The organism is Austwickia sp. TVS 96-490-7B (assembly GCF_019331795.1).
In the GTDB taxonomy this organism is placed as follows: Bacteria; Actinomycetota; Actinomycetes; order Actinomycetales; family Dermatophilaceae; genus Austwickia.
The window spans coordinates 40,294-62,141 of the sequence record NZ_JAHPZL010000008.1; the positions used below are offsets into that span (position 1 = coordinate 40,294).

General features: G+C 64.0%; 16 protein-coding genes. 9 read left to right on the forward strand and 7 right to left on the reverse strand.

Annotation, left to right across the window (positions count from 1 at the left end; all coding sequences use genetic code 11):
- Window positions 1-30: 30 nt before the first annotated feature.
- Both KEM60_RS10755 and KEM60_RS10760 read left to right on the forward strand, forming a co-directional pair.
- Window positions 31-1,653: a serine protease gene (locus tag KEM60_RS10755; protein ID WP_219107617.1), complete on the forward strand. Its 1,623-nt coding sequence runs from the start codon at window positions 31-33 to the stop codon at window positions 1,651-1,653.
- Window positions 1,650-2,669, forward strand: coding sequence for an MvdC/MvdD family ATP grasp protein (locus tag KEM60_RS10760; RefSeq protein ID WP_219107618.1), 1,020 nt, complete (start codon window positions 1,650-1,652; stop codon window positions 2,667-2,669). Before KEM60_RS10755 ends, KEM60_RS10760 begins: the two co-directional genes overlap by 4 nt.
- On the opposite strand, the gene KEM60_RS10765 is transcribed toward KEM60_RS10760, so the two are convergent.
- The 7 genes from KEM60_RS10765 to pflB all read right to left on the reverse strand — a co-directional run bounded on the left by KEM60_RS10765 (window position 2,557) and on the right by pflB (window position 11,838).
- On the reverse strand, window positions 2,557-5,313 hold the full coding sequence (locus KEM60_RS10765) for a CHAT domain-containing protein (protein WP_219107619.1): 2,757 nt from the start codon (window positions 5,311-5,313) through the stop codon (window positions 2,557-2,559). The two genes, KEM60_RS10760 and KEM60_RS10765, sit on opposite strands and share 113 nt — an antisense overlap.
- Before the next feature lie 49 nt (window positions 5,314-5,362).
- The gene (locus KEM60_RS10770) at window positions 5,363-5,860 is read right to left on the reverse strand and encodes a hypothetical protein (protein WP_219107620.1); all 498 of its coding nucleotides are present in this window, start codon (window positions 5,858-5,860) and stop codon (window positions 5,363-5,365) included.
- Complete coding sequence (locus KEM60_RS10775) at window positions 5,857-6,456, reverse strand: RNA polymerase sigma factor (RefSeq protein ID WP_219107621.1); 600 nt, start codon at window positions 6,454-6,456, stop codon at window positions 5,857-5,859. Before KEM60_RS10775 ends, KEM60_RS10770 begins: the two co-directional genes overlap by 4 nt.
- Before the next feature lie 15 nt (window positions 6,457-6,471).
- Window positions 6,472-6,633: a hypothetical protein gene (locus KEM60_RS10780; RefSeq protein ID WP_219107622.1), complete on the reverse strand. Its 162-nt coding sequence runs from the start codon at window positions 6,631-6,633 to the stop codon at window positions 6,472-6,474.
- 228 nt (window positions 6,634-6,861) lie between these two features.
- Window positions 6,862-8,544, reverse strand: coding sequence for a glucose-6-phosphate isomerase (gene pgi / locus KEM60_RS10785; protein WP_219107623.1), 1,683 nt, complete (start codon window positions 8,542-8,544; stop codon window positions 6,862-6,864).
- A 146-nt stretch (window positions 8,545-8,690) separates the two neighbouring features.
- Complete coding sequence (gene pflA, locus KEM60_RS10790; protein WP_370626370.1) at window positions 8,691-9,542, reverse strand: pyruvate formate-lyase-activating protein; 852 nt, start codon at window positions 9,540-9,542, stop codon at window positions 8,691-8,693.
- A gap of 1 nt (window position 9,543) precedes the next feature.
- Window positions 9,544-11,838 carry a formate C-acetyltransferase gene (gene pflB, locus KEM60_RS10795; protein ID WP_219107625.1) on the reverse strand — a complete coding sequence of 765 codons (2,295 nt, stop codon included), beginning with the start codon at window positions 11,836-11,838 and terminating at the stop codon, window positions 9,544-9,546.
- 555 nt (window positions 11,839-12,393) lie between these two features.
- Here pflB and pyrR point away from each other — a divergent pair.
- The 7 genes from pyrR to KEM60_RS10830 are packed head-to-tail and all read left to right on the forward strand — an operon-like array spanning window position 12,394 to window position 21,761.
- Window positions 12,394-13,062, forward strand: a complete 669-nt coding sequence (pyrR, locus tag KEM60_RS10800; protein ID WP_219107626.1) for a bifunctional pyr operon transcriptional regulator/uracil phosphoribosyltransferase PyrR — start codon at window positions 12,394-12,396, stop codon at window positions 13,060-13,062.
- The gene (locus KEM60_RS10805; protein ID WP_219107627.1) at window positions 13,062-14,000 is read left to right on the forward strand and encodes an aspartate carbamoyltransferase catalytic subunit; all 939 of its coding nucleotides are present in this window, start codon (window positions 13,062-13,064) and stop codon (window positions 13,998-14,000) included. The genes pyrR and KEM60_RS10805 overlap by 1 nt, the downstream gene beginning before the upstream one ends.
- On the forward strand, window positions 13,997-15,286 hold the full coding sequence (locus tag KEM60_RS10810) for a dihydroorotase (protein WP_219107628.1): 1,290 nt from the start codon (window positions 13,997-13,999) through the stop codon (window positions 15,284-15,286). Before KEM60_RS10805 ends, KEM60_RS10810 begins: the two co-directional genes overlap by 4 nt.
- Window positions 15,283-16,512 (forward strand): glutamine-hydrolyzing carbamoyl-phosphate synthase small subunit, encoded by a 1,230-nt coding sequence (gene carA, locus KEM60_RS10815; protein WP_255574528.1) that lies wholly within the window; start codon window positions 15,283-15,285, stop codon window positions 16,510-16,512. The genes KEM60_RS10810 and carA overlap by 4 nt, the downstream gene beginning before the upstream one ends.
- The gene (gene carB / locus KEM60_RS10820; protein WP_219107629.1) at window positions 16,512-19,892 is read left to right on the forward strand and encodes a carbamoyl-phosphate synthase large subunit; all 3,381 of its coding nucleotides are present in this window, start codon (window positions 16,512-16,514) and stop codon (window positions 19,890-19,892) included. The genes carA and carB overlap by 1 nt, the downstream gene beginning before the upstream one ends.
- On the forward strand, window positions 19,885-20,784 hold the full coding sequence (locus KEM60_RS10825; RefSeq protein WP_219107630.1) for a dihydroorotate dehydrogenase electron transfer subunit: 900 nt from the start codon (window positions 19,885-19,887) through the stop codon (window positions 20,782-20,784). Before carB ends, KEM60_RS10825 begins: the two co-directional genes overlap by 8 nt.
- Complete coding sequence (locus tag KEM60_RS10830) at window positions 20,784-21,761, forward strand: dihydroorotate dehydrogenase (RefSeq protein ID WP_219107631.1); 978 nt, start codon at window positions 20,784-20,786, stop codon at window positions 21,759-21,761. The genes KEM60_RS10825 and KEM60_RS10830 overlap by 1 nt, the downstream gene beginning before the upstream one ends.
- Window positions 21,762-21,848 lie beyond the last annotated feature (87 nt).

The window sequence follows — 21,848 nt, forward strand, 5'->3', positions numbered from 1 at the left end:
CTCCGCCGTTCTTCCCGGAGGGAGCCAGCCATGAACGCCAGGAACACCGGGTCATCGTCCCGGAAGGCAGCAGAGGGCGAAGGAAAATGCCCACCCCCGAACGCCGAAAACGTGCTCTTCCCACCTCGACTGGACGTCCTCGCGCTGGCCGAAGCCACCGGCGCAGGACCTGCCTACGCGACCATCCTCGAATCGATCTGCGGTTCCACTGACGACAGCCAACCGGTCGAACAGTATGACGGGACTCTCGGCGTCAGTGTGGATTTCGTCGCTTCCCATCAGCGTCCAGTGGTGCAGGTGCAGTGGAACGACGACCTTGGCAGTCGTTACACCGATCCCGGTGATGTCGCTGGAGTGAGATGGGGCAGCGGCACTTTGATTGCTCCTGACGTGATGCTGACCTGTGGGCACCTCTTTGACCAGGATCCTCATGGATGGCGGGTGCCACGTCAGAACGGCACCACCACCGCGATCAGCCCCACCGAGATCGCCAGCAACATGCACATCAACGTCGACTACCAGATCGACCCCACGGGAAACCTGCGAGCGGAGGTGCGTTTCCCGATCATCGAGCTCGTGGAGTACCGTCTCGGCGGAATTGACATGGCAGTCTGTCGTCTCGCAGGGACGCCTGGGGTGACCTACGGGGTGACCAGAGTTGCTACGGCAGATGCTGTTGTCGGCGACATGTTGGCGATCATCGGTCATCCGGCAGGGCAGCCTAAACGGGTCGAAGCGGGCCCGGCAGTAGCGATCGGTGAAGGTCGAATTTCCTACAGCGACATTGACACCCTCGGTGGTAACTCCGGGTCGGGCATCCTGCAAGCGACCACCGGCAGACTGGTTGGCGTGCACACCAACGGAGGGTGCGCTGCGCAAGGCGGCGCCAACTCTGGGGTCACCATCGGTGCGGTGCTGGCGGTGTCTCCCACGGTGACGAAGCTGAGTCAGCGCACCGTGTTGGCGCAGGATGTCAACGGAACATTGCTCCAGCGAGACACCATTCGTGCGTGGGACTCCCACCTCGCCCAGGACACCCTTCTGGCTCAAGACACCGGGTTAGGCAAGGATTCCCAGCTCGCTCAGGACACGCTGCTGTCCAAGGACACCCATCTCGTTGCGGATACGCCGTTGGCACGGGATACCCACCTGTCGTATGACCTGAACACTGGTTGGCGTGACGTCGCCCATGCTGCGGCTCCACGGGAGGGCGTGTACACCGTTCTGCAGGAGGAAGGAACGAATGTCGACGACGTACTACACCGGACCTACACCAGCCGTGGCAAGGACATCCTGCAGCATGGTCACACCAGTCGTGCCGGTGACACCACGAACACGTTCTACTCCGACGACGATCCACACACGTGGAACGAAAACGCGAATACCTTCTGCGAGGGTGCATGGAACCCGGGGGCGGTCCTGCATGATCCGATCGTCAACCCTGTCAGTAGGACGACCCGGTTGCGCCCATTTGTCCAAGCGGGAGCTTTCCGCGTACTCAGTCCAGTTCAGCAGTACGGCGACATGTCAGAGGTGCCGATCGACTCGCAGGACGACTCCGTCGTAGTCGTCGACCGGGAAGAGTTGCTCGGGTTGTTGTCCCAGGCAGCTCAGGCTCTCGACGCTGCGATGGAGGAGCTGATGCGGTCATGATCGGTATCGTCTCCTCCCCAGATGACTTGCATGCCCAGGTCGTCCGGGATGAGCTGGACGCTCGTGGGGCAGAGCACGTCCTGATTGATACAGGGTCACTTCCAGCGGTCACCAGTGTGACTGTCACCCAGCATGACGACACCTGGTCGGCGATGTGGGATCGTGGAACCTTTGGGGGGCGGGTCGATGTCACGGATCTGCACGCGATGTGGTGGCGTCGACCGCAACCGTTTGACATTCCGGTGGAGGTGTCCGAGCCCATTGATCGGGATTTCGCTCGCGGTGAGTGTGCGGCATTCTTGACAGGGCTGTGGTCCTGCTTGGACGCCCGGTGGGTCAATGATCCGGACGCTGATGAGGCAGCGAGTCGGAAGATGCGCCAGCTGAAGGTCGCAGCATCTTTGGGGCTGGATATTCCCCGGACTTGCATGACCAGCGATCCGGCGGTGGCCCGCGAGTTTATCGACGTCTTCGGTGGGGTCGCCCGCGACGATGGTTCTCTGGTTGGCGAGTCAGCGGTGATCTTCAAACCGTTTTCGGCCACTGAGGCGACATGGCGGGAAACCCGCCCGGTTCGCACTGGTGACCTCGCATTATTGGACGGGGTGCGTTGCGCCCCAGTGATCTTTCAGGAGTATGTCGGTGGGGCGGATGTCAGGGTCACCGTGGTGGGAGAGCAGGTGTTTGCGGCTGCCACGAGGTGCGACGAGGGCGGTTATCCCTACGATTTCCGGGTCGATCCGGATCGGACCTGGTCGGTGCACCAGTTGCCGGAGCCCGTGGCCGCGGCGCTATTGGGGTTGCACCGTGCACTCGGGATTTGGTACGGCGCGGTGGACCTGCGGTTGACCCCTCAGGGTCGGTATGTCTTCTTAGAGGTCAACCCGGCAGGGCAATGGTTGTTCACTGAGTTGCCGACGGGCTTGGAGATCTCCGCTGCGTTGGCGGATCTGTTGGTGTTCTTTGATCGTGGTGGGACGCGAGGTGAGATGGCGAATAGATGCCAGGTCGGGTGATGGGCGCAGGTCCTGGTGTGTCATTGCGTGGCGGGGGGAGATGCCGCTGCCAAGGGCCCCCGAAGCAGGTGAACGGGGTGCCCAGCGGAAGTGTCGAGGCAGCAAGAGCCAAGGCCTGATCGGCTGGTGACCCATCGGCCAGGCCTTGATGCAGTTGGACCATCACTGCTGCGGTCTGTTCGTCGCGGACCGGAGTTAACGGGGCGATCACGGTGTGCACGCCGAGTGCGAGAAGCGCGGACGGCCACCCGAGTGGCTCCTCACCGGGGCGTGCGGTGCCCCGTCCGGTGTCGCAGGCGGACAAGACCACCAAGGACGCTCGGATGGTGCGGCTCTCCAATTCGTGAGCGAAGAAAGGGCCGTCAGCTAGCCGGAGCGAGCTGAACAGGGGGCTGCGCCGGTGATGGTCGCCATGAGCGGCGATGTGGACAATATCGGCAGTCGACAGCCCAGCGAGCAGATCGTCACGGGTGGCGGGGGATGGGGGCGGCGTGTCCTGACCGGTCCATACGGTCAGGACACGCCGGATCTCTGCTGGCGCGTGCGGCAGGCCAGGGCCGTGGAGGGACACGATCCGGGGTGGTCGAGGTTGTTGCTGCTCTTCTCGATTGAGTTGTCGAGACCAGCTGAGCAGGGACGGCGCGAGGGTGGTGGGGTAGCCACGACGACTGGGGAGCATCCCCCAAGGGATGACGCCGAACAGATCCCCACCGAGGACGACCAACGACGAGCTTCCTGCCAACTGTATGGCGGGGACGAGGAGCTCATCCAGTGCGCTGAGAGAACGCCGGGTGGCATCGCTGACGAGGTGAGTGAGGAAGGGGTCATCAGCGACGCGTACGACAGCGTCGATGTCGTTGCTGACCCGGTCGATCTGTCGCCATAGCTGATCGGCGGGACCAAGATCGACCATCTGGGTGTTCCCCGTCGGGGGCGAGATCACAGCCATGACATGGTGGTGCAGGTGGAGGAGCGCCAGGACCGTCGTACCGTGTCGGTGTGTCGTGGTGACGGCATCGACGATCTCAGCGTGGGACGGGCCGTGTGCGGTGACGTTGTCGAGGCGGCATCGGGCTCGCCACCGGGTGGCGGCGGTGGCGCGTTCCAGCCGTCGTACGTCGGCTCGGGCTTGCGCGGTCGTCGTCGAATCAGCGTGAGCGAGGTCATCGCGGGCTTGGCGCAACCTACTGAGCAGAAAGGCCTCTTCAGCGTCCGGTGGAGGATGGACGGGAACGAGAGGGTCGATGGCGCGTCGCCACCGTTCCAGTCGGTGAAGCACGCTCCAGGGTCGTCCGGAGTTGTAGGCCAGTCCTAGATCGAGGTCGGCGAGCCTACGGGCGTGGACAGCGAGCGCGGTACGGGCATCTAGACCTGCGATGCGAGATTGGGTGTTGGCGAGGTCGTCTGCGGCTCGGGCGAGCCGGGCTCGGGCGGCGCGGATCCGTCCTCGGGCGAGGTCGACCCGGATGCGGGCGTGGGCGTATCCCAGCCGTGCGGTCACGTGGGGGGATTGCGTCAGTGATCGGGCGTCGTCGAGGACACGCGCTGCGATGTGAGCTGCGTGTATCGGGTCGTGACTATTGTCGGATCCGTCGCAGAGGGCTTCGGCCAGTTCGAGACGGGCAGCGGCAGCGGTGTCACTGTCGCCAATCGCTGTTGCCGCGTTGATCAGGTGGTGTGCGCTCTGGGCGCGGGCTGCGCAGCTGAGGTCAGGGGGAGTGGCCGCGAGGTCCGCCGCGTAGGCGGCGGCTTGGAGTTGGACGAGTCGGGCCCGGTTTTCCCACCATGGTTCGTGACGTCGGTGGAATTGATGGACGGCGTGTTCGGCGCGTCGGGCGGCGCGGAGAGGGTCGCCGAGGAGGAGTTCGCATCGGGCGAGATCGACGTCGATTTCGGTGACCTCCCGATGGACGCCGTCGGCGGTGAATGCGGCTGCGGATTCGTGGAAGGCTTCAGCGGCTTCCCGGATTAGTCCTGCTTCGCAGAGGACTCGGGCCCGGTCGAGCAGGGTGATCCCGCAGTTCATCGCGATGCCGGTGCGGGCGGCGTCATCCATGAGCCGAAGCGCTTCGGGCAGGTCACCTTGGATGAAAGCGGCGCATCCTTGGTTGTGTCGGGCTTTGAACCACAAGGTGGTCAGTCCTGCCTCGTCAGCGAGTGTCGCCGCGGTGTCGAAATCAGTGCGAGCGGCGGCGATATCGTGGCATTGGTGGTGGAGGATGCCGCGATGCATGACCAGGCGGACCTGGTCGGCCAGGGGCATATCCAGTCGGTATTCCTCAGCTCGGCGCAGGGCGTCCAGAGCTCCAGTGATATCGCCGCAGCGAGCACGCAGGATGCCTCGTTGGACGTCGCTGGCGGCGATCAGATCTGTGCGAGTGGCTTCGGTGGATTCTTCACTGATTCGGTCGAGTTCAGCTAAGGCGGCAGCGGGTCCTTCCCGGTCGAAGGTCACCCAGGTCGCAGTGAGACGGAGGCGCATCAGCAGGTCGTGGGGCAAAGACGTTCTCGACGTGGTGGCCAACTCTTGGGCGTGCAGCAGGCAGCGATGCCCGTCGTCGAGGTGATATCCGTTGAAAGCGATACGAGCTTGGTCGAGGAGGTCGTTGACCTGCTCGGCAAGGAGAGGGGGGTCCTCCGTCACTCTGGGAAACGGCGGGTGCACTGTGGTGGTGTTGACCGGGTCCGTGGGTTCACAGCTGCACCGTCGGGGTCGTGACGGGAGGGGAGTTGTCAGGCCTGATGACAAACCGGGCTGCTCCCGGCAGGACGTTGGTGAAGGTGAGGCGGCCGTCGGGGTCGGCGTCGAGGGCCCGGGGATGGCTGTCGTCCAACCACAGCTCCACCCGGGTCCCGGGGATGCTGACCCAGCATTCCACATCGAGTCGGAGATCGTCGTCGAGCAGGTCCTGTCGTCGGACCCGGATCATGAGACTGACTGCACTGCCCCGGAAAGTTGCCGTGTCGGTGCAGGTGGGGTTGTCGCTGCCGGAGCTGCGGAGGCTCGACAAGGTGCCCTCTTGCAGTTCGGCTAGTTCGGCATGGAGTCCTGCCAGGGTCATCCGATAGGCGATCCGGGTGGTCATTCCCCGTGGCAACGGGTCCCCGCGTTCGCAGCTATGCCGGAGAGCGTCCAGGATCGCAGTGTCAGTCTGGTCGAGAAGGTCGGATTCACGGTGGGAGTGGGTCATGGGGCGCTCCACGTGGGGTCGGCCAGGAGCGCTGACCTCAACGTGGCCAGGCAGCGTCCCCGGGTGGGACCGATCGAGCCGACCGGCATACCCAATGATTGAGATATCGAGGCGTAGTCGGGGCGGTCAGCGAAGCAAATCACCCGCAGGAGCGCCTGACAGCGGGGGCTGAGTTGACGAACGTGCATCCACAGTCGGTCGGCCTGGACGTTTGCTACTGCCCGTTCCTGAGGGTCGACCGGGATGCTGCCGGTGATGACGGGCCTGCCATCGAGGGACAGCGCCGAGTCGTCGCTGCTGAGGGTACGGCGGCAACGGTGCATCAACCGCCACGATTCTCGACGTACCGTGGTGAGCAGCCAGCCCACCACGGCGTCAGGGTCGTGCACGTCGTCTTGGTGCTCCACGAGGTGGAGCCACGCCTGTTGTACGGCGTCCTCAGCGGTGGCCGCGTCCAGACCGGCGGAACGCGCGACCTGCCACAACAGTGGCGTCACTAACTCCACCAGGTCGATCATGCGTTCACCGTCCCCGGCGCGCACATCCCGCAGGATGGCACCAGCGCGTTGTCCCAGGGTCGTTGCCGCGGCGGGCATCTGGGCACTCCTGGATCAGGCAGGGGGATCGTCGGGATCGACTGACACGTCAGCTGGGTCGCCTAAGGTGTCGTAAACCCACACCGGCCGATCACCATCGAGAGGGGCATCCTCCAGGTCAGCGGGGAGAGTGTCTTCAGGGTCGAAGGTCTCGAGGGAACGTCGCGTCGCGGCCATGACGGGTCCTTTCTGTCCGGGCGGGAGCTAGGATGCCTCCACACCTCCGCGGGAGCGTGCAACGACGGTCTTGATACATCATTGGCCTGCCTTGGTGGGTATTGGCAAGAGGGAGGAGCCGGGCGGGCATTTCCGGGCATCGTGGCGCTCGCAGCTGGGGACATGAAGACGCCGCCACCGAGGTGGTCCCGGTGGCGGCGCCGTGTCATCAGACGAAGCAGTGGTCTCTCAGCGACGGTGCTCGCGGTAGTAACCGATCAGGGCCTGGGTGGAGGAGTCGTGCGCGGTCACAGCGCCATTGTCTCCTGCTACGGCCGGGGTCAGTTGCTGGGCGAGCTGCTTGCCGAGTTCAACGCCCCACTGATCGAAGCTATCGATGCCCCACACGATGCCCTGGACAAAGGTGATGTGTTCGTAGAGCGCGATCAGTTGACCGAGGACGGCCGGGGTGAGCTCCGGGGCCATGATCGAGGTCGTCGGGCGGTTCCCGGTGAAGACCCGCGCTGGGACGATCGCCTCAGCGGTGCCTTCGGCGCGGACTTCGTCAGCGGTCTTACCGAATGCCAGCGCAGCGGTTTGGGCGAAGAAGTTGGCCAAGAACAGTTCGTGGACGTCGGCATTCCCATCTCGCAACGGATGGGCCGGATTGGCCACCGCAATGAAGTCAACCGGAATGAGCCGGGTGCCTTGGTGGATGAGCTGGTAGAAAGCGTGTTGTCCGTTGGTGCCAGGCTCGCCCCAGAACACCTCACCGGTGTCGCAGGTCACGGGGGTGCCGTCCCAGCGGACCGATTTCCCATTGGATTCCATGGTCAGCTGCTGCAGGTACGCCGGGAATCGGTGCAGGTATTGCGTGTAGGGCAGGACGGCATGGGTGTGGGCGCCTAAGAAATTCACATACCACACGTTGAGCAACCCCATCAGCAACGGGACGTTGTCTTGAGGTGCGCTCTGCGCAAAGTGAGCGTCCATGGTGTGAAAACCACCGAGGAAATCTTGGAAACCCTGCGGGCCGATCGCCACCGCCAGCGCCGTACCCACCGCGGAATCCACGGAATACCGTCCGCCCACCCAGTCCCAGAACCCGAAGGCGTTGGCCGGGTCGATCCCGAACGCAGCGACCTTGTCCAAGGCCGTGGACACCGCCACAAAATGCTGCGCCACCGCCTGAGCATCCTGCTCTGCTGACCCGTCGATCACCCCGGCGTCTCGCAGCGATGACACCAACCAAGCCCGAGCCAAGCGGGCATTAGTGAGCGTCTCCAGCGTGGTGAACGTCTTGCTCGCCACGATGAACAACGTGGTCTGCGGGTCCAGGTCAGCGGTTTTTTCGGCGATATCGCTCGGGTCGATATTGGAGACGAAACGACACTCCAGCCCAGCTTGCACATACGGCTTAAGGGCTTCATAGGCCATGACCGGCCCCAAATCGGAACCGCCAATGCCGATATTGACGACAGTGCGGATCTGCTGGCCACTCACTCCGGTCCAGTCCCCGCCGCGTACCCGCTCAGCGAAGGCATACACCCGTTGCAAAGTGGCGTGAACATCAGAATCGACATTCTGACCGTCCACGGTCAGCGGCTCACCGGTGATGCCGCGTGGTCGACGCAACGCGGTGTGCAACACGGCACGGTCCTCAGTGATGTTGATGTGCTCCCCGGCATACATCGCCTGACGTCGTTCTTCCACCCCAACCTCGGCGGCCAATTCCAGCAACGCCTCGCGAATGTCGTCGGTGAGGAGGTTTTTGGACAGGTCGACATGCAGGTCACCGGCAGTCGCGGTGAAACGTGTGGCGCGTTGGGCATCCTCGGCGAAAGCCTGCCGCAGATCAGGCACCGCCTCGGCTGCGAGCGTGGTCAGCTTCGCCCAGGCGAGGGTGGTGGTCGGGTCCACCGGAGCGCGCATGATGTTTTACCTCTCGTCGTGGGACGGGCCGTGGCTGAAGGAATCGGCCCTGACCTCATCCTAATGACCTGCTGGTCTTCGCTGCTCGGATGCGTAGACGGCCCCGACCCCGGGCAGGGGACGGGGCCGTCACGACCCTTCAGAGTTCAGTAGGTGGTCAGACCGCGGGAGCGGAAGACCTCCCGGGCTGTTTCGATCTCATCGGCGTGCGGTGGCCGGACGTCGTCCAGCCGATAGGTCATGCCGAGTCGTTGCCACTTATCCCGACCCATCTGGTGGAAAGGCAACACTTCGACCCGCTGAATGTGTCCGCCGTCGCTATGCCATCCGGCGACATGGTCGGCGACTGCGGCGACATTGTCGGGCGCATCGGTCAGACCAGGGACGAGGACAAACCGGATCCACACGGCGGTACGGCGTCGGGCTAGGCGAGCTCCGAAGTCAAGAGTCGGTGCGAGTTCACGGCCGGTGACCTCGCGGTAAGTGTCCGGTAGTCCGGATTTGACGTCGAGAAGGACCAAGTCCACGTCGTCAAGTACGTCGTCGTGGGCTTTGGCGCCGAGAAAACCGGACGTGTCCACCGCAGTGTGCACGCCGAGTTCCTTAGCGCCGCGCAGAATCCGGTGCAGGAAAGCCGGCTGTTGCAGGGGCTCACCGCCGGAGACAGTCAACCCGCCACCGGTGCGGGCGAAGATCCCCCGGTAGCGAGCGATCCGGGCGATGATCTCTTCGCTGTCAGTCGGTTCACCGTCGAAGGAGCGCATGGTGTCCGGGTTGTGACAGTAGGCGCATCGCAGCGGACAACCGGACAGAAAAACCGTCAACCGGGTGCCAGGACCATCGACGGCGGTCACCAATTCCCAGGAATGCACCGACCCCAGCTGCCCTGAACGGACCCGCTCCAGGCGGCGTGGTGTGGCGATGGGAAGCGCAGACGCGGGTGCTCCCGGCGCGGCGACCGCCGCGCCGGGAGCACCCGTGCATGAATCTTTCACCAGGTCAGGCGCTCTGGTGGAAGGTCCGGGAGATGACGTCGAGCTGCTGCTCACGGGTCAACCGCACGAAGTTCACGGCGTACCCGGAGACCCGGATCGTCAGTTGCGGGTACTTCTCTGGGTTTTCCATCGCGTCGTACAGGGTGTCCCGGTTGAGGACGTTGACGTTGACGTGGAAGCCCTCAGCGCCCATGTACGAGTCGAGGATCCCGACGAGGTTGGCGACCTGCTCATCCTCAGTGCGACCCAGACCAGAGGGGACGACCGTGTTGGTCAGCGAGATCCCATCCTGCGCTTCGGCATAGGGCAGTTTGGCGACCGATAGCGCCGAGGCGAGCATTCCTCGGGTGTCGCGTCCGTTCATCGGGTTGGCGCCCGGCGCGAACGGGGCGCCAGCTCGACGACCGCAGGGGGTGTTGCCGGTGTGCTTGCCATACACCACGTTGCTGGTGATGGTCAGCACCGACTGGGTGTGCAGGCTGTTGCGATACGTCGGCAGCTGACGGATCTTGCTCATGAAGCTCTCAACCAGCTCCGCGGCGATGGAGTCAACCCGGTCGTCGTCGTTACCGAACGCCGGGAACTCGCCGTCAACGTCGTAGTCCACGACCAACCCGGACTCGTCTCGCACCGGACGGACCGTCGCATATTTGATCGCAGACAGAGAATCCGCGGCCACCGACAGGCCGGCGATGCCGCAGGCCATGGTGCGCAGGATCTGACGGTCATGCAACGCCATCTCAATGCGCTCGTAGGCGTACTTGTCGTGCATGTAGTGAATGCAGTTGAGGGCATCCACGTAGGTCTGGGCGAGCCAGTCGAGCAGGACATCGAACTTCGCCCGGACATCGTCATAGTCCAGGACGTCCCCGGTGGCAGCAGGCAGGGCCGGGCCGATCTGCTTGCCGGACAGCTCATCCCGGCCGCCGTTGATGGCGTACAGCAGGGCCTTGGCCAGGTTGACCCGGGCGCCAAAAAACTGCATCTGCTTGCCGATAGCCATCGCTGACACACAGCAAGCGATCCCGGCGTCGTCACCCCAGTTGCCCCGGATGTGGTGATCCGACTCGTACTGAATGGCAGACGTGTCGATGGAGACCTTCGCGCAGAAGTCCTTGAATCCCTGCGGCAGGTCCTCGCTCCAGAAGACGGTGATGTTGGGCTCCGGAGCCGGACCCAGGTTGTACAGGGTCTGCAACATGCGGAACGAGTTCTTCGTGACCAGGGTGCGGCCGTCCTCGCCCATGCCACCGATGGACTCGGTCACCCAGGTCGGGTCACCGGAGAACAACGCGTCGTATTCCGGGGTCCGCAGGAACCGCACGATGCGCAGCTTGATGACGAAGTCATCCATGAGCTCCTGCGCCTGCTCCTCAGTGATCTCCCCGGCGACCAGGTCGCGCTCGATGAAGACGTCCAAGAAGCTAGTCGTACGGCCCAGGCTCATCGCCGCGCCGTTCTGCTCCTTCACCGCAGCCAAGTAGCCGAAGTACAGCCACTGGATGGCCTCTCGGGCGGTGCGGGCCGGTCCGGAGATGTCGCAGCCATAGCTTGCGGCCATGGTCTTGAGTTCACCGAGCGCGCGGATCTGCTCAGCGTTTTCTTCGCGATCGCGGATGACGTCCTCGATGGAACGCTGCGCGTCGAGTTCGATCCGCTCGTGCTGCTTGGACTCGATCAGCGCGTCTACGCCGTAGAGCGCCACCCGACGGTAGTCACCGATGATGCGGCCACGGCCGTAGGCGTCCGGCAGGCCAGTCACGATGTGTGCCGACCGGGCAGCACGAACGTCCGGTGGGTACACATCGAAGACGCCAGCATTGTGGGTCTTGCGGTAGTCCGTGAAGATCGTCTTAACCTGCTCGTCGACCGGGTACCCGTAGGTTTTGAGGGCACCTTCGACCATGCGCCAACCCCCGTTGGGCATGATGGCCCGTTTCAGGGGGGCATCGGTCTGTAGCCCGACGATTAGCTCGTCGTCCTTGGCGATATATCCCGGAGCGTGAGACGTGATGGTCGACGGGGTGTGCGGGTCGACGTCGTAGATGCCCTTCTCGCGCTCCTGGGGGAACATCGCGGTCAGGTGGGCCCACATCTGAGTGGTGCGCTCGGTGGCCCCAGCCAGGAACGAAGCGTCCCCGGTGTACGGGGTGTAGTTGCGCTGGAGGAAGTCGCGGACGTCGACGCGCTCGCACCAGGGCCCGCGTTCGAAGCTCCGCCAGGCGACGTCGGAGGCGGCAGGGTCGGAAATGGGCGGCAGGTCGCTGCTCTGGGTCTCGGAGCAGGGGGCGTCGGTCATCGACACAGGCGTACTCTCCTCATCGCTCGGGGTACGGCGAAGGAGCGCGTCAGGGATTGCCGCGCCGTCGCGTCGTACCGATAGGGCCCTCGGGGGAACCGGTGGGTCCCAGCCCGATCACGACAGCTTTGTCGCGGTACCTATGGAGCCTGGGGGCTCCTCTTTTTTGAGTCTACTACCTGATCTGAACGCCTCTTGAACAGGGCGGAGGAAGGACTTTGGTCCTACTCGTTTGGCACATCCTTGCAGGTCAACAGCCAAGGAAACGAGGCGAGATCAATGGTCAGACCAATTCTGGAAAAGTGTGCAGGCCAGCGGTATTTTTACGGAAATAAGAGGGAATTAATAGGTGGGTTTCGCACGGCCACATGTCGCGGGGCTGATAGCCGTACGCCGACCCAGCTATGACCCGGGAAGACTGCCGCGATACCCCTCGCATCGGCTCGTCGATGGTGATGCACCCAAGTGCCTCATCGACACGGTAGGGTGGGCCCCGTTCGACGTTCGACATCCTTTAACCACCGTCCTGTGAGGCGGGGAAGGAGGTCCGGCGCCATGGTGCGACGCGACTCGGCCACGACACAAGCCACCGACCTTGAGGGGACGGCGGTCGCCGTTCCCGATCCGATCCCACCGGATAATCCACCGCCGGGCTCGGATCGACTGAAGAACACCGACATCGCCGACGACGCCCGCGTCGTCCTGGGCAGCAAAGACATCACCCGTGGGCTTCGCCGCATGGCTCACGAAATCGTGGAGCGCAATAAAGGCGCCCACGACCTTGTCGTGCTCGGCATCGTCAGCCGAGGCGCGCCGCTGGCTCGCCGTCTGGCCGGACAACTCGGTGAGGTCGAGGGAGCAGACATTCCCGTCGGCACTCTCGACGTGACGATGTACCGCGATGACCTGCGACGACAACCGACCCGCAAGGTCGAACCCACCGTCATCCCGCCGTGCGGTATTGACGACAAAATCGTCGTTCTCGTCGACGACGTGCTCTATTCCGGGCGCACCATCGCTGCCGCCCTTGACGCACTCGGTGACATTGGCCGTCCTCGCGCCGTCCGGCTCGCAGTTCTCGTCGACCGAGGTCACCGTGAACTACCCATTCGAGCCGACCACGTTGGGAAGAACCTGCCCACCTCCAGCGCTGAGCGAGTCCATGTGTTGCTCGCGGAGTCCGACGGGTTGGACGAGGTCCGCATCAGTGGAGGCGACCGCTGATGAAGCTCCCACATTTCCTGTCCACCGATGGGCTGACCCGCGACCAGATCACCCAGCTTCTGGATACCGCAGAAGAAATGGAAAAAGTCCGTCGACGCGAGGTCAAGAAGATCCCCGCGCTGCGCGGCATCACCATCGTCAACGCCTTCTTCGAAGATTCCACCCGCACCAAGAACTCCTTCGACCTAGCTGCCAAATCCTTGTCGGCTGACACCATGGGGTTCTCTGGCAAGGGGTCCTCCACCTCCAAAGGCGAATCGCTGCGGGACACGGTGCTGACTATCGCCGCAATGGGCGTCGACGGCTTTGTCATCCGACACGGAGCTTCAGGCGCACCGCAACTGGCGATGGAATGGACCGGACTACCGGTCGTCAACGCTGGCGACGGCACCCACGAGCATCCCACCCAAGCCCTGCTTGATGCCTATGCCATGCGGCAACGCCTCGGCGACCTCGCAGGCAAACACATCGCCATCGTCGGTGACCTCTTGCATAGCCGGGTCGTCCGGTCCAATATCTTCTGTCTGTCCACCCTTGGCGCCCACGTCACCCTGGTCGCGCCGCCCACATTGATGCCCCCAGGTATCGAAACGCGAGCAGCGCACGAAGGTTTTTCCACGACGTACGACCTGGACCAGGTCATCTCGGATGTTGACGCCATCATGATGCTGCGCGTCCAACGCGAGCGCATGAACGGAGGGTTCTTTCCCAGCGAAGCTGAATACAGCGCTCTGTTTGGCCTGACCAGGCAACGACTGGCCAAACTCGGCAAACACACCGTGATCTGTCACCCCGGCCCGATGAACCGCGGCCTTGAGATCGCTCCTGAAGCTGCCGACGCTGCCAACAGTCTGATCCTCGACCAGGTTGCCGCCGGGGTTTACACGCGCATGGCTGTCCTGTTCCACGTCTTCTCCGGTGAAGGGAGCGCGGCATGAGCCTGCTCGTGAAAGGTGCCGACCTGCTCGGCCGTGGCCGTGCTGACCTGCTGGTACGGGATGGCAAGATCGAAGCTGTCGGTGCCGCACTGGACGTGCCCGCTGGGACTGAGGTCATCGACGCTGACGGTCTGGTCGCATTGCCAGGTCTCGTTGACATCCACACCCATCTACGCGAACCCGGTCGGGAAGACGCCGAAACCATCGAGAGCGGCTCTCAGGCCGCGGCCGTCGGCGGATATACCGCGGTGATGGCGATGGCCAACACTGAACCTGTCACTGACACGGCGATTCTCGCGGAATGGGTGTGGGAACAAGGGCGTCGATGCGCCTACGCCGATGTCTACCCGATCGGCGCTGTGACCAAAGGATTGGCCGGTGAGCAGCTCGCTGAACTGGGGCTGATGCACCGCAGCCGTGCGCAGGTGTCGATGTTTTCCGACGACGGTAAATGCGTGCACGACCCGCAGGTGATGCGGCGGGCCCTCGAATACGTCAAGACCTTCGGTGGGGTCATCGCCCAACACGCCCAGGATCCCCGGTTGGCGCCGCACACTGCGTGCTGCCATGAAGGTCCGATCTCCGGGCGGCTGGGGCTGCCCGGGTGGCCTGCAGTGGCGGAAGAGACCATCATCGCTCGTGACGTCATGCTGGCCCGTCAGACCGGATCACGGTTGCACGTGTGCCACCTGTCCACGGCGGGGAGCGTGGAAATCGTGCGATGGGCGAAGTCGCAGGGGATTGACGTCACTGCCGAGGTCACCCCACACCATTTGATGTTGACCACTGATCTGGTGGCTAGTTACGACTCGGTCTATAAGGTCAACCCGCCGCTACGTCCCGCTGAGGACGTCGAAGCGGTCCGGGCAGGGTTGGCCGATGGCACCATCGACGCCGTCGCCACCGACCATGCCCCCCATGCCCTGAACGACAAACAGCATGATTTCCAGGTCGCAGCGTTTGGGATGGTGGGCTTGGAGACGGCCCTGGCCGTGGTGACCGAAACGATGGTCCGTCCTGGCCGCATGACCTGGGAAGACGTCGCCTATGCCATGTCGGTGCGTCCGGCTGAGATTGCTCAACTGACTGATCACGGGCGTCCATTGGAACCGGGTGAACCTGCCAATATCACCCTGGTCGACCCGCAGGCAGAAATCACCGTTGACCGAGACGCTTCCCGGTCGTTGTCCCGCAACAACCCTTATCACGGCCGTACTCTGCACGGCCGGGTCATGACTACCCTGCTGCGTGGCGTCCCGACCCTGTTGGAGGGCCGACTCCAGTGACGACGATCCCCGCTCAGCGGATCGTCCGGGGCCCGGCCGTCCTCGTTCTCGAGGACGGCCGGACTTTCACCGGACGTGCCTTCGGTGCCACCGGCACCACCCTCGGCGAAATCGTCTTCTGCACCGCGATGACCGGCTACCAGGAGACCCTCACCGACCCCAGCTACCACCGCCAGATCGTGGTGATGACCGCCCCACACATCGGCAACACCGGTATCAATGATGAGGATCAGGAGAGCGAGGCCATCCAGGCTGCCGGGTTCGTCGTCCGTGACCCCGCCCCACGACCCAGCAACTGGCGCAGCCGTCGATCTCTCGAGGACGACCTGCGTGACAGCCAGATCGTCGGGATCTGCGACATCGACACCCGCGCCTTAACCCGGCACTTACGTGACGCCGGGACGATGCGAGCCGGGATCTTCACGGGCGACGTCGCCCGCCGCCCCCTCACCGACCTGACCGCCGAGGTGCTGACCGTGCCTCGCATGTCCGGTGCTCGACTCGCCGAGCAGGTCAGCACCTCGCAGCCGTACGTCGTCCCCGCGGTCGGCGAATGTCGCGCCGTGGTCGCCGCGATCGATCTTGGCATCAAAGCGACCACGCCCCGCCAGCTCGCGGCACGAGGCGTCGAAGTGCATGTCCTGCCCGCCGCGACGACATATCAGCAGTTGTGGACCATTCCCGGTGTCACCGCTGGCGCCGCCGCGCGCGCAGGAGGCCCTGACGGGGTCTTTTTCTCCAACGGACCAGGTGACCCCGCCACCGCCGATGACCAGGTCGCCCTGGTCCGAGCGGTCCTCGATGCGGGCATCCCAGGCTTCGGGATCTGCTTCGGTCACCAACTGATCGGGCGAGCCCTTGGCTTCACAACCTATAAATTGCCCTTCGGCCATCGAGGGATCAACCAGCCCGTCCTCGATCGCACCACCGGGCGAGTCGAGATCACGGCACAAAACCACGGATTCGCCGTGGACGCGCCTCTGGACGGGCCGGTCGCCGCTCCGAGCGACGCCGCGCACGGTACGACGTACGGTCGGGTCGAGGTCTCCCACATCGGCCTCAACGACCAGGTCGTCGAAGGACTGCGCTGCCTGGACATCCCGGCATTCTCCGTGCAATACCACCCCGAAGCCGCCGCCGGTCCACACGATTCGACACACCTATTTGACCGGTTTATGCACCAGATGACTGATGGCACCACTACGACGTCCGAGGGGGAAGCCTGATGCCTCGAAGAGACGACATCACCAGCGTCCTCGTCATCGGCTCCGGACCGATCGTGATCGGCCAAGCCGCAGAATTTGACTACTCTGGCACCCAAGCCTGCCGGGTGTTGCGCGAGGAAGGCCTGCGCGTCATCCTCGTCAATTCCAACCCGGCAACGATCATGACCGACCCGGACATCGCCGACGCGACCTACGTCGAACCGATCACCCCGGCGGTCATCGAGACGATCATCGCCGCAGAACGCCCCGACGCCGTCCTAGCCACGCTCGGCGGACAGACCGCACTGAATGCGGCCATGGCACTGCACGAGAACGGCGTCCTCGACCGCTACAACTGCCCCCTGATCGGCGCGAATGTCGACGCCATCAAGCTCGGCGAAGACCGCGAAGCCTTCAAAGGCGTCGTGGAACGCTGCGGAGCCGAGTCCTGCCGCAGCCACATCTGCCACACCATGGAAGAGGTCTGGGCGGCCGCGGAGGATCTCGGCTATCCGCTGGTGGTGCGGCCGAGCTTCACCATGGGCGGGCTCGGCTCAGGATTCGCCTACACCCCAGAAGACTTGGCGCGCATTGCCGGTGCCGGCCTGCACGACAGCCCCACCAGTGAAGTCCTCCTCGAAGAATCGATCCTCGGCTGGAAAGAATACGAACTCGAGGTCATGCGCGACACCGCCGACAACGTCGTGGTCGTCTGCTCCATCGAAAACCTCGACCCCTGCGGGGTGCACACCGGTGACTCCATCACCGTCGCCCCAGCGATGACCCTCACCGACCGCGAATACCAGCGGTTACGTGACATCGCCCTCGCTGTCATCCGCGAGGTTGGCGTCGACACCGGCGGCTGCAACATCCAGTTCGCCGTCGACCCCGCCACCGGCCGGATCATCGTCATCGAGATGAACCCCCGGGTCTCGCGCTCCTCAGCGCTGGCCTCCAAAGCAACCGGCTTCCCCATCGCCAAAATCGCTGCTCGCCTCGCTCTGGGCTACACCCTCAACGAGATCCCGAACGACATCACCGCACAAACCCCCGCCAGTTTTGAACCCACCCTGGACTATGTGGTCGTCAAGGTGCCGCGGTTCGCTTTCGAGAAGTTCCCCGCTGCCGATCCGACGCTGACCACCACCATGAAAAGCGTCGGCGAGGCTATGGCGATCGGCCGGAACTTCACCGAAGCCCTCCAAAAAGGGCTGCGCTCACAGGAACGGCCCGCCGGGTCATTCCATTGGCGGGGGCCACGACCCACCCCCGAGCAGGCGCAGTCGTACCTGCTGTCCGCGCAAACCCCCACCGATGGGCGGATTGTGACGGTTCAGCAGGCATTGCGGGGCGGATGCACCGTCGAAGAGGTCCACGAGGCCACCGGGATTGATCCGTGGTTCCTCGACCAGATTGATCTGCTCAACGACATCGCCGCGCAGATCCGAGAATGTGGCCGCAGCCTGCGCCACCTGGAAGCGGACACGCTGCGACTGGCTAAACGGCACGGATTTTCCGACGTCCAGATCGGGGAGTTGGTGGGGCTGTCCGAGGCGGTGGTCCGTGGGGTGCGTCAAGCGCTCGACATCCGTCCCGTGTTTAAAACCGTCGACACCTGCGCTGCCGAGTTTGAAGCACGTACGCCGTACCACTATTCGACGTACGACGAGGAGACCGAGGTGGCGCCGCGGGACCGACCCGCGGTGCTGATCCTAGGCTCTGGACCCAACCGGATCGGTCAGGGTGTGGAGTTTGACTACTCCTGTGTGCACGCGAGTTTCGCGCTGCGAGCGGCCGGATATGACACGGTGATGGTCAACTGCAACCCGGAAACAGTGTCCACCGACTACGACACCTCCAGCAGGTTGTATTTTGAGCCGCTGACCTTGGAAGACGTGCTGGAGGTCTACGAGGCGGAGAAAGCTGCGGGGCCGGTTGCTGGGGTGATCGTGCAACTCGGTGGGCAGACCCCGTTGGGTCTGGCGCACGCCTTGAAAGACGAAGGACTGCCAGTGGTGGGCACCTCACCGGAGGCCATCGACTTAGCTGAGGACCGAGGACAATTCGGTCGGGTTCTCGCCGAAGCGGGGTTGCCAGCGCCGCGACACGGGACAGCGTTCAGTGCGGCGCAGGCTGTGCACATCGCCCGGGACATTGGCTATCCCGTCTTGGTGCGGCCGTCGTATGTCCTCGGCGGACGTGGCATGCAGATCGTGTACGACGACGCGACCTTGCAGGCCTACGTCGACCGAGCGACCCAGGCATCGCCGGATCATCCGGTGCTGATCGACCGATTCCTCGACGACGCGATCGAGATCGACGTCGACGTGTTGTATGACGGCGAGGACATGTATGTCGGCGGGATCATGGAACACATCGAAGAGGCCGGGATCCATTCAGGTGACTCGGCGTGCGTGTTGCCGCCAGTGACGTTGGGGCCGCGAGAACTGGACCGGGTGCGCCGATCCTGTCTGGCCCTAGCCCGCGGTTTGCGCGTGCAGGGACTCATGAATGTCCAATTCGCTCTGGCACAAGACGTCTTGCACGTCTTGGAGGCGAACCCACGGGCCTCCCGGACCGTACCTTTCGTGGCGAAAGCCACCGGTGTGCCGCTGGCCAAAGCGGCAGCGCGGGTGATGCTCGGGGCGAGCATTGCGCAGTTGCGTATCGAAGGCATGCTGCCATCACGAGGTGACGGTGGGGCCATGCCAGTCGACGCGCCAGTGTCAGTCAAGGAAGCGATTCTGCCGTTCAAGCGATTCCGCACCGAGCAGGGACGGTTGGTGGACTCCGTCCTCGGTCCGGAGATGCGTTCCACCGGTGAAGTGATGGGTATTGACCGCACCTTCGGCGCGGCATTCGCCAAAACTCAGATGGGAGCGCTGTGGGGTTTGCCTACGGCAGGACGGATTTTCGTCTCAGTCGCCAACCGCGACAAACGGGCGATGATCTTCCCAGTAAAAAGACTCGCCGACTTGGGTTTTGAGTTGTTGTCCACTGCTGGCACCCATGACGTGCTGCGTCGTAACGGCATCGACTCCCGCGTGGTGCGCAAACACAGCGAAGGGCCTGGCCCGGATGGGGAACGCACGATCGTGGACCTGATCGAAGCAGGCGAGGTCGACATGATCGTCAATACCCCCGGAGGGGGCGACGCTCGCCGAGACGGCTATGCCATCCGCACTGCGGCGACTGGTATGGACCGACCCATCATCACGACAGTCCAGCAATTGGGCGCTGCTGTGCATGGAATCGAATCGGTCCTGGCCCATCCAGTGCAGGTGCGCTCGCTGCAAGAACACGCCGCCGGGGTGGACTTGAGCGGTGCCCCGGGGGCAGCGGCCACGGACGCCGTACCAGCTGAGACAGGTCCGCGGTCATCAGGAGGGGAACATGGATGAGATCACCCGGATCCGGGAAGCTGGGATCGCACAGCAACCGGCCCGATTGGCCGATCACACCGTGGTAGGGGACTACCACCAGCTCACCTTTGAGGTCGAGCACATCGCTGAGATGGCCCGACCAGGACAGTTCGTCACCGTGACTGTGGGTGGGGAGATGTCCGGCGCGTTATTACGACGGTCCTTCTCGATCAGTTCGGCCACCCCTGGTGACGGAAACACCCCGGGGCGAGTGGGCCTCGTCGTCTCCGCGCGCGGCCAAGGCACCCACTGGCTGGTGTCGTTGACGCCAGGCGCCGAGGTGGACATGGTCGGCCCGTCGGGACGGCCCTTCCCGCTGCCCACCTCGCCGGTGCCCTGCATCCTGGTTGGCGGAGGCTATGGCAGTGCACCCCTGTTCTGGCTCGCGCAGGTCCTCCAAGAACGAGACTGCCCACCAGCGATGATTCTCGGTGCCGCCACCCGGGATCGGTTGTACGGGGTGACCCGAGCCGCTGACGTCACGGACCAGGTCACTGTCACCACCGACGACGGCTCCCTGGGGGTGAAAGGGTGGGTCAGTGACGTCCTCGCCGATGTCGTTGACCGGACCGGGGCCGGAGCCATTTACGCCTGCGGCCCGATGCCCATGCTGCGCTCAGTCAGCGAGATCGCTGCAGCGACTGGCGCGATCGCCCAGGTCGCGGTGGAGGAAGCGATGGCCTGTGGAATCGGAGTGTGCATGACCTGCGTGATGCCGGTTGAGGGCCGTGATGGCGCGACCCGGATGGTCCGCTCCTGCGTGGAGGGGCCGACTTTCCGGGGCGACCGGGTCCGCTGGGACGCCTTTGACGACGGACGCTGTCATGTCCCACCGGATGCGGTGGGCGCACCACGGGCGGGAGGTCACTGATGTCCACGGCGACACCCGCACAGATCGACACCACCGTTGACCTGGGCGGCCAGGTGTCTCTGCCCAATCCGGTGCTGACCGCGTCCGGGTGTGCAGCCAATGGACGAGAACTGCACCGGTTCTTCGACATTTCTCGTTTGGGGGCGTTCACCACGAAGACGGTGATGATGCGACCTCGATCCGGTCGAGGTACCCCCCGGATGGCGGAGACCCCGTCGGGGATGCTCAATTCCATCGGGCTGCAGGGTCCGGGGATTGACTCGTTCCTGAGGCATGACCTCCCGTGGCTGAAAACGGTCCAAGCACGGGTGCTGGTATCGATCGCTGGCAATGATCCTCGGGAGTTCGCTGATGTCGCCCGCATGGTGCGCAACAGCGACGATTTCGATACCTGCGTTGGGGTGGAGGTCAACATCTCCTGCCCCAACGTCGCCAATCGGGGGTTGGTCTTTTCCTGCGACCCAGAGTCCACTGCTGAGGTGCTGCGGGAGGTGCGTTCCGAACTGCCCCCAGATGTCCCGGTACTGGCAAAACTCAGCCCGGATGTCACTGACCTAGTGGCTATTGCCAGGGCTGCCATCCAGGCTGGCGCGAGCGGGTTGACCATGATTAATACCTTGTTGGGCCTAGAGATCGACACCGACCGGTTGCGCCCTCACTTGGCGGGGATCACCGGGGGACTGTCAGGTCCGGCAATCCGCCCGGTTGCGGTGCGTGCGGTCTTTCAGGTGCACGCTGCGATGCGGGACGGTCGACTGCCCCAGGTTCCCATCATTGGTGTCGGCGGGATCCGCACCGGTTTAGACGCTGTGCAATTCCTCGCGGCCGGAGCCAGCGCCGTCCAGGTCGGGACCGCCACCTTCCACGACCCTCAGGCGCCGGTGCGGGTGTTGACCGAGTTGATGGACGCGGCGACAGACCGCGGTTTCACCTCGTTGTCTCACCTGGTCGGCATTGCCCATGACCGAATGGTCTGAGAAGTCCACCGCTGGTGACGGCGCAGCATCGCGTCGTCACCAGCACCGTCGTACGGACGACGACGTCCGATCACACTCGTTGATCGA

Bases quoted from the DNA above. Each gene is read 5' to 3' on its own strand.
- pflB (WP_219107625.1), bottom strand. From the start codon at position 11,838: ATGACCGACGCCCCCTGCTCCGAGACCCAGAGCAGCGACCTGCCGCCC.
- KEM60_RS10775 (WP_219107621.1), bottom strand. From the start codon at position 6,456: ATGCCCGCCGCGGCAACGACCCTGGGACAACGCGCTGGTGCCATCCTG.
- KEM60_RS10805 (WP_219107627.1), top strand. From the start codon at position 13,062: ATGAAGCTCCCACATTTCCTGTCCACCGATGGGCTGACCCGCGACCAG.
- pyrR (WP_219107626.1), top strand. From the start codon at position 12,394: ATGGTGCGACGCGACTCGGCCACGACACAAGCCACCGACCTTGAGGGG.
- KEM60_RS10830 (WP_219107631.1), top strand. From the start codon at position 20,784: ATGTCCACGGCGACACCCGCACAGATCGACACCACCGTTGACCTGGGC.
- KEM60_RS10760 (WP_219107618.1), top strand. From the start codon at position 1,650: ATGATCGGTATCGTCTCCTCCCCAGATGACTTGCATGCCCAGGTCGTC.
- KEM60_RS10780 (WP_219107622.1), bottom strand. From the start codon at position 6,633: ATGGCCGCGACGCGACGTTCCCTCGAGACCTTCGACCCTGAAGACACT.
- KEM60_RS10770 (WP_219107620.1), bottom strand. From the start codon at position 5,860: ATGACCCACTCCCACCGTGAATCCGACCTTCTCGACCAGACTGACACT.
- KEM60_RS10810 (WP_219107628.1), top strand. From the start codon at position 13,997: ATGAGCCTGCTCGTGAAAGGTGCCGACCTGCTCGGCCGTGGCCGTGCT.
- KEM60_RS10755 (WP_219107617.1), top strand. From the start codon at position 31: ATGAACGCCAGGAACACCGGGTCATCGTCCCGGAAGGCAGCAGAGGGC.
- carB (WP_219107629.1), top strand. From the start codon at position 16,512: ATGCCTCGAAGAGACGACATCACCAGCGTCCTCGTCATCGGCTCCGGA.
- pgi (WP_219107623.1), bottom strand. From the start codon at position 8,544: ATGCGCGCTCCGGTGGACCCGACCACCACCCTCGCCTGGGCGAAGCTG.
- KEM60_RS10825 (WP_219107630.1), top strand. From the start codon at position 19,885: ATGGATGAGATCACCCGGATCCGGGAAGCTGGGATCGCACAGCAACCG.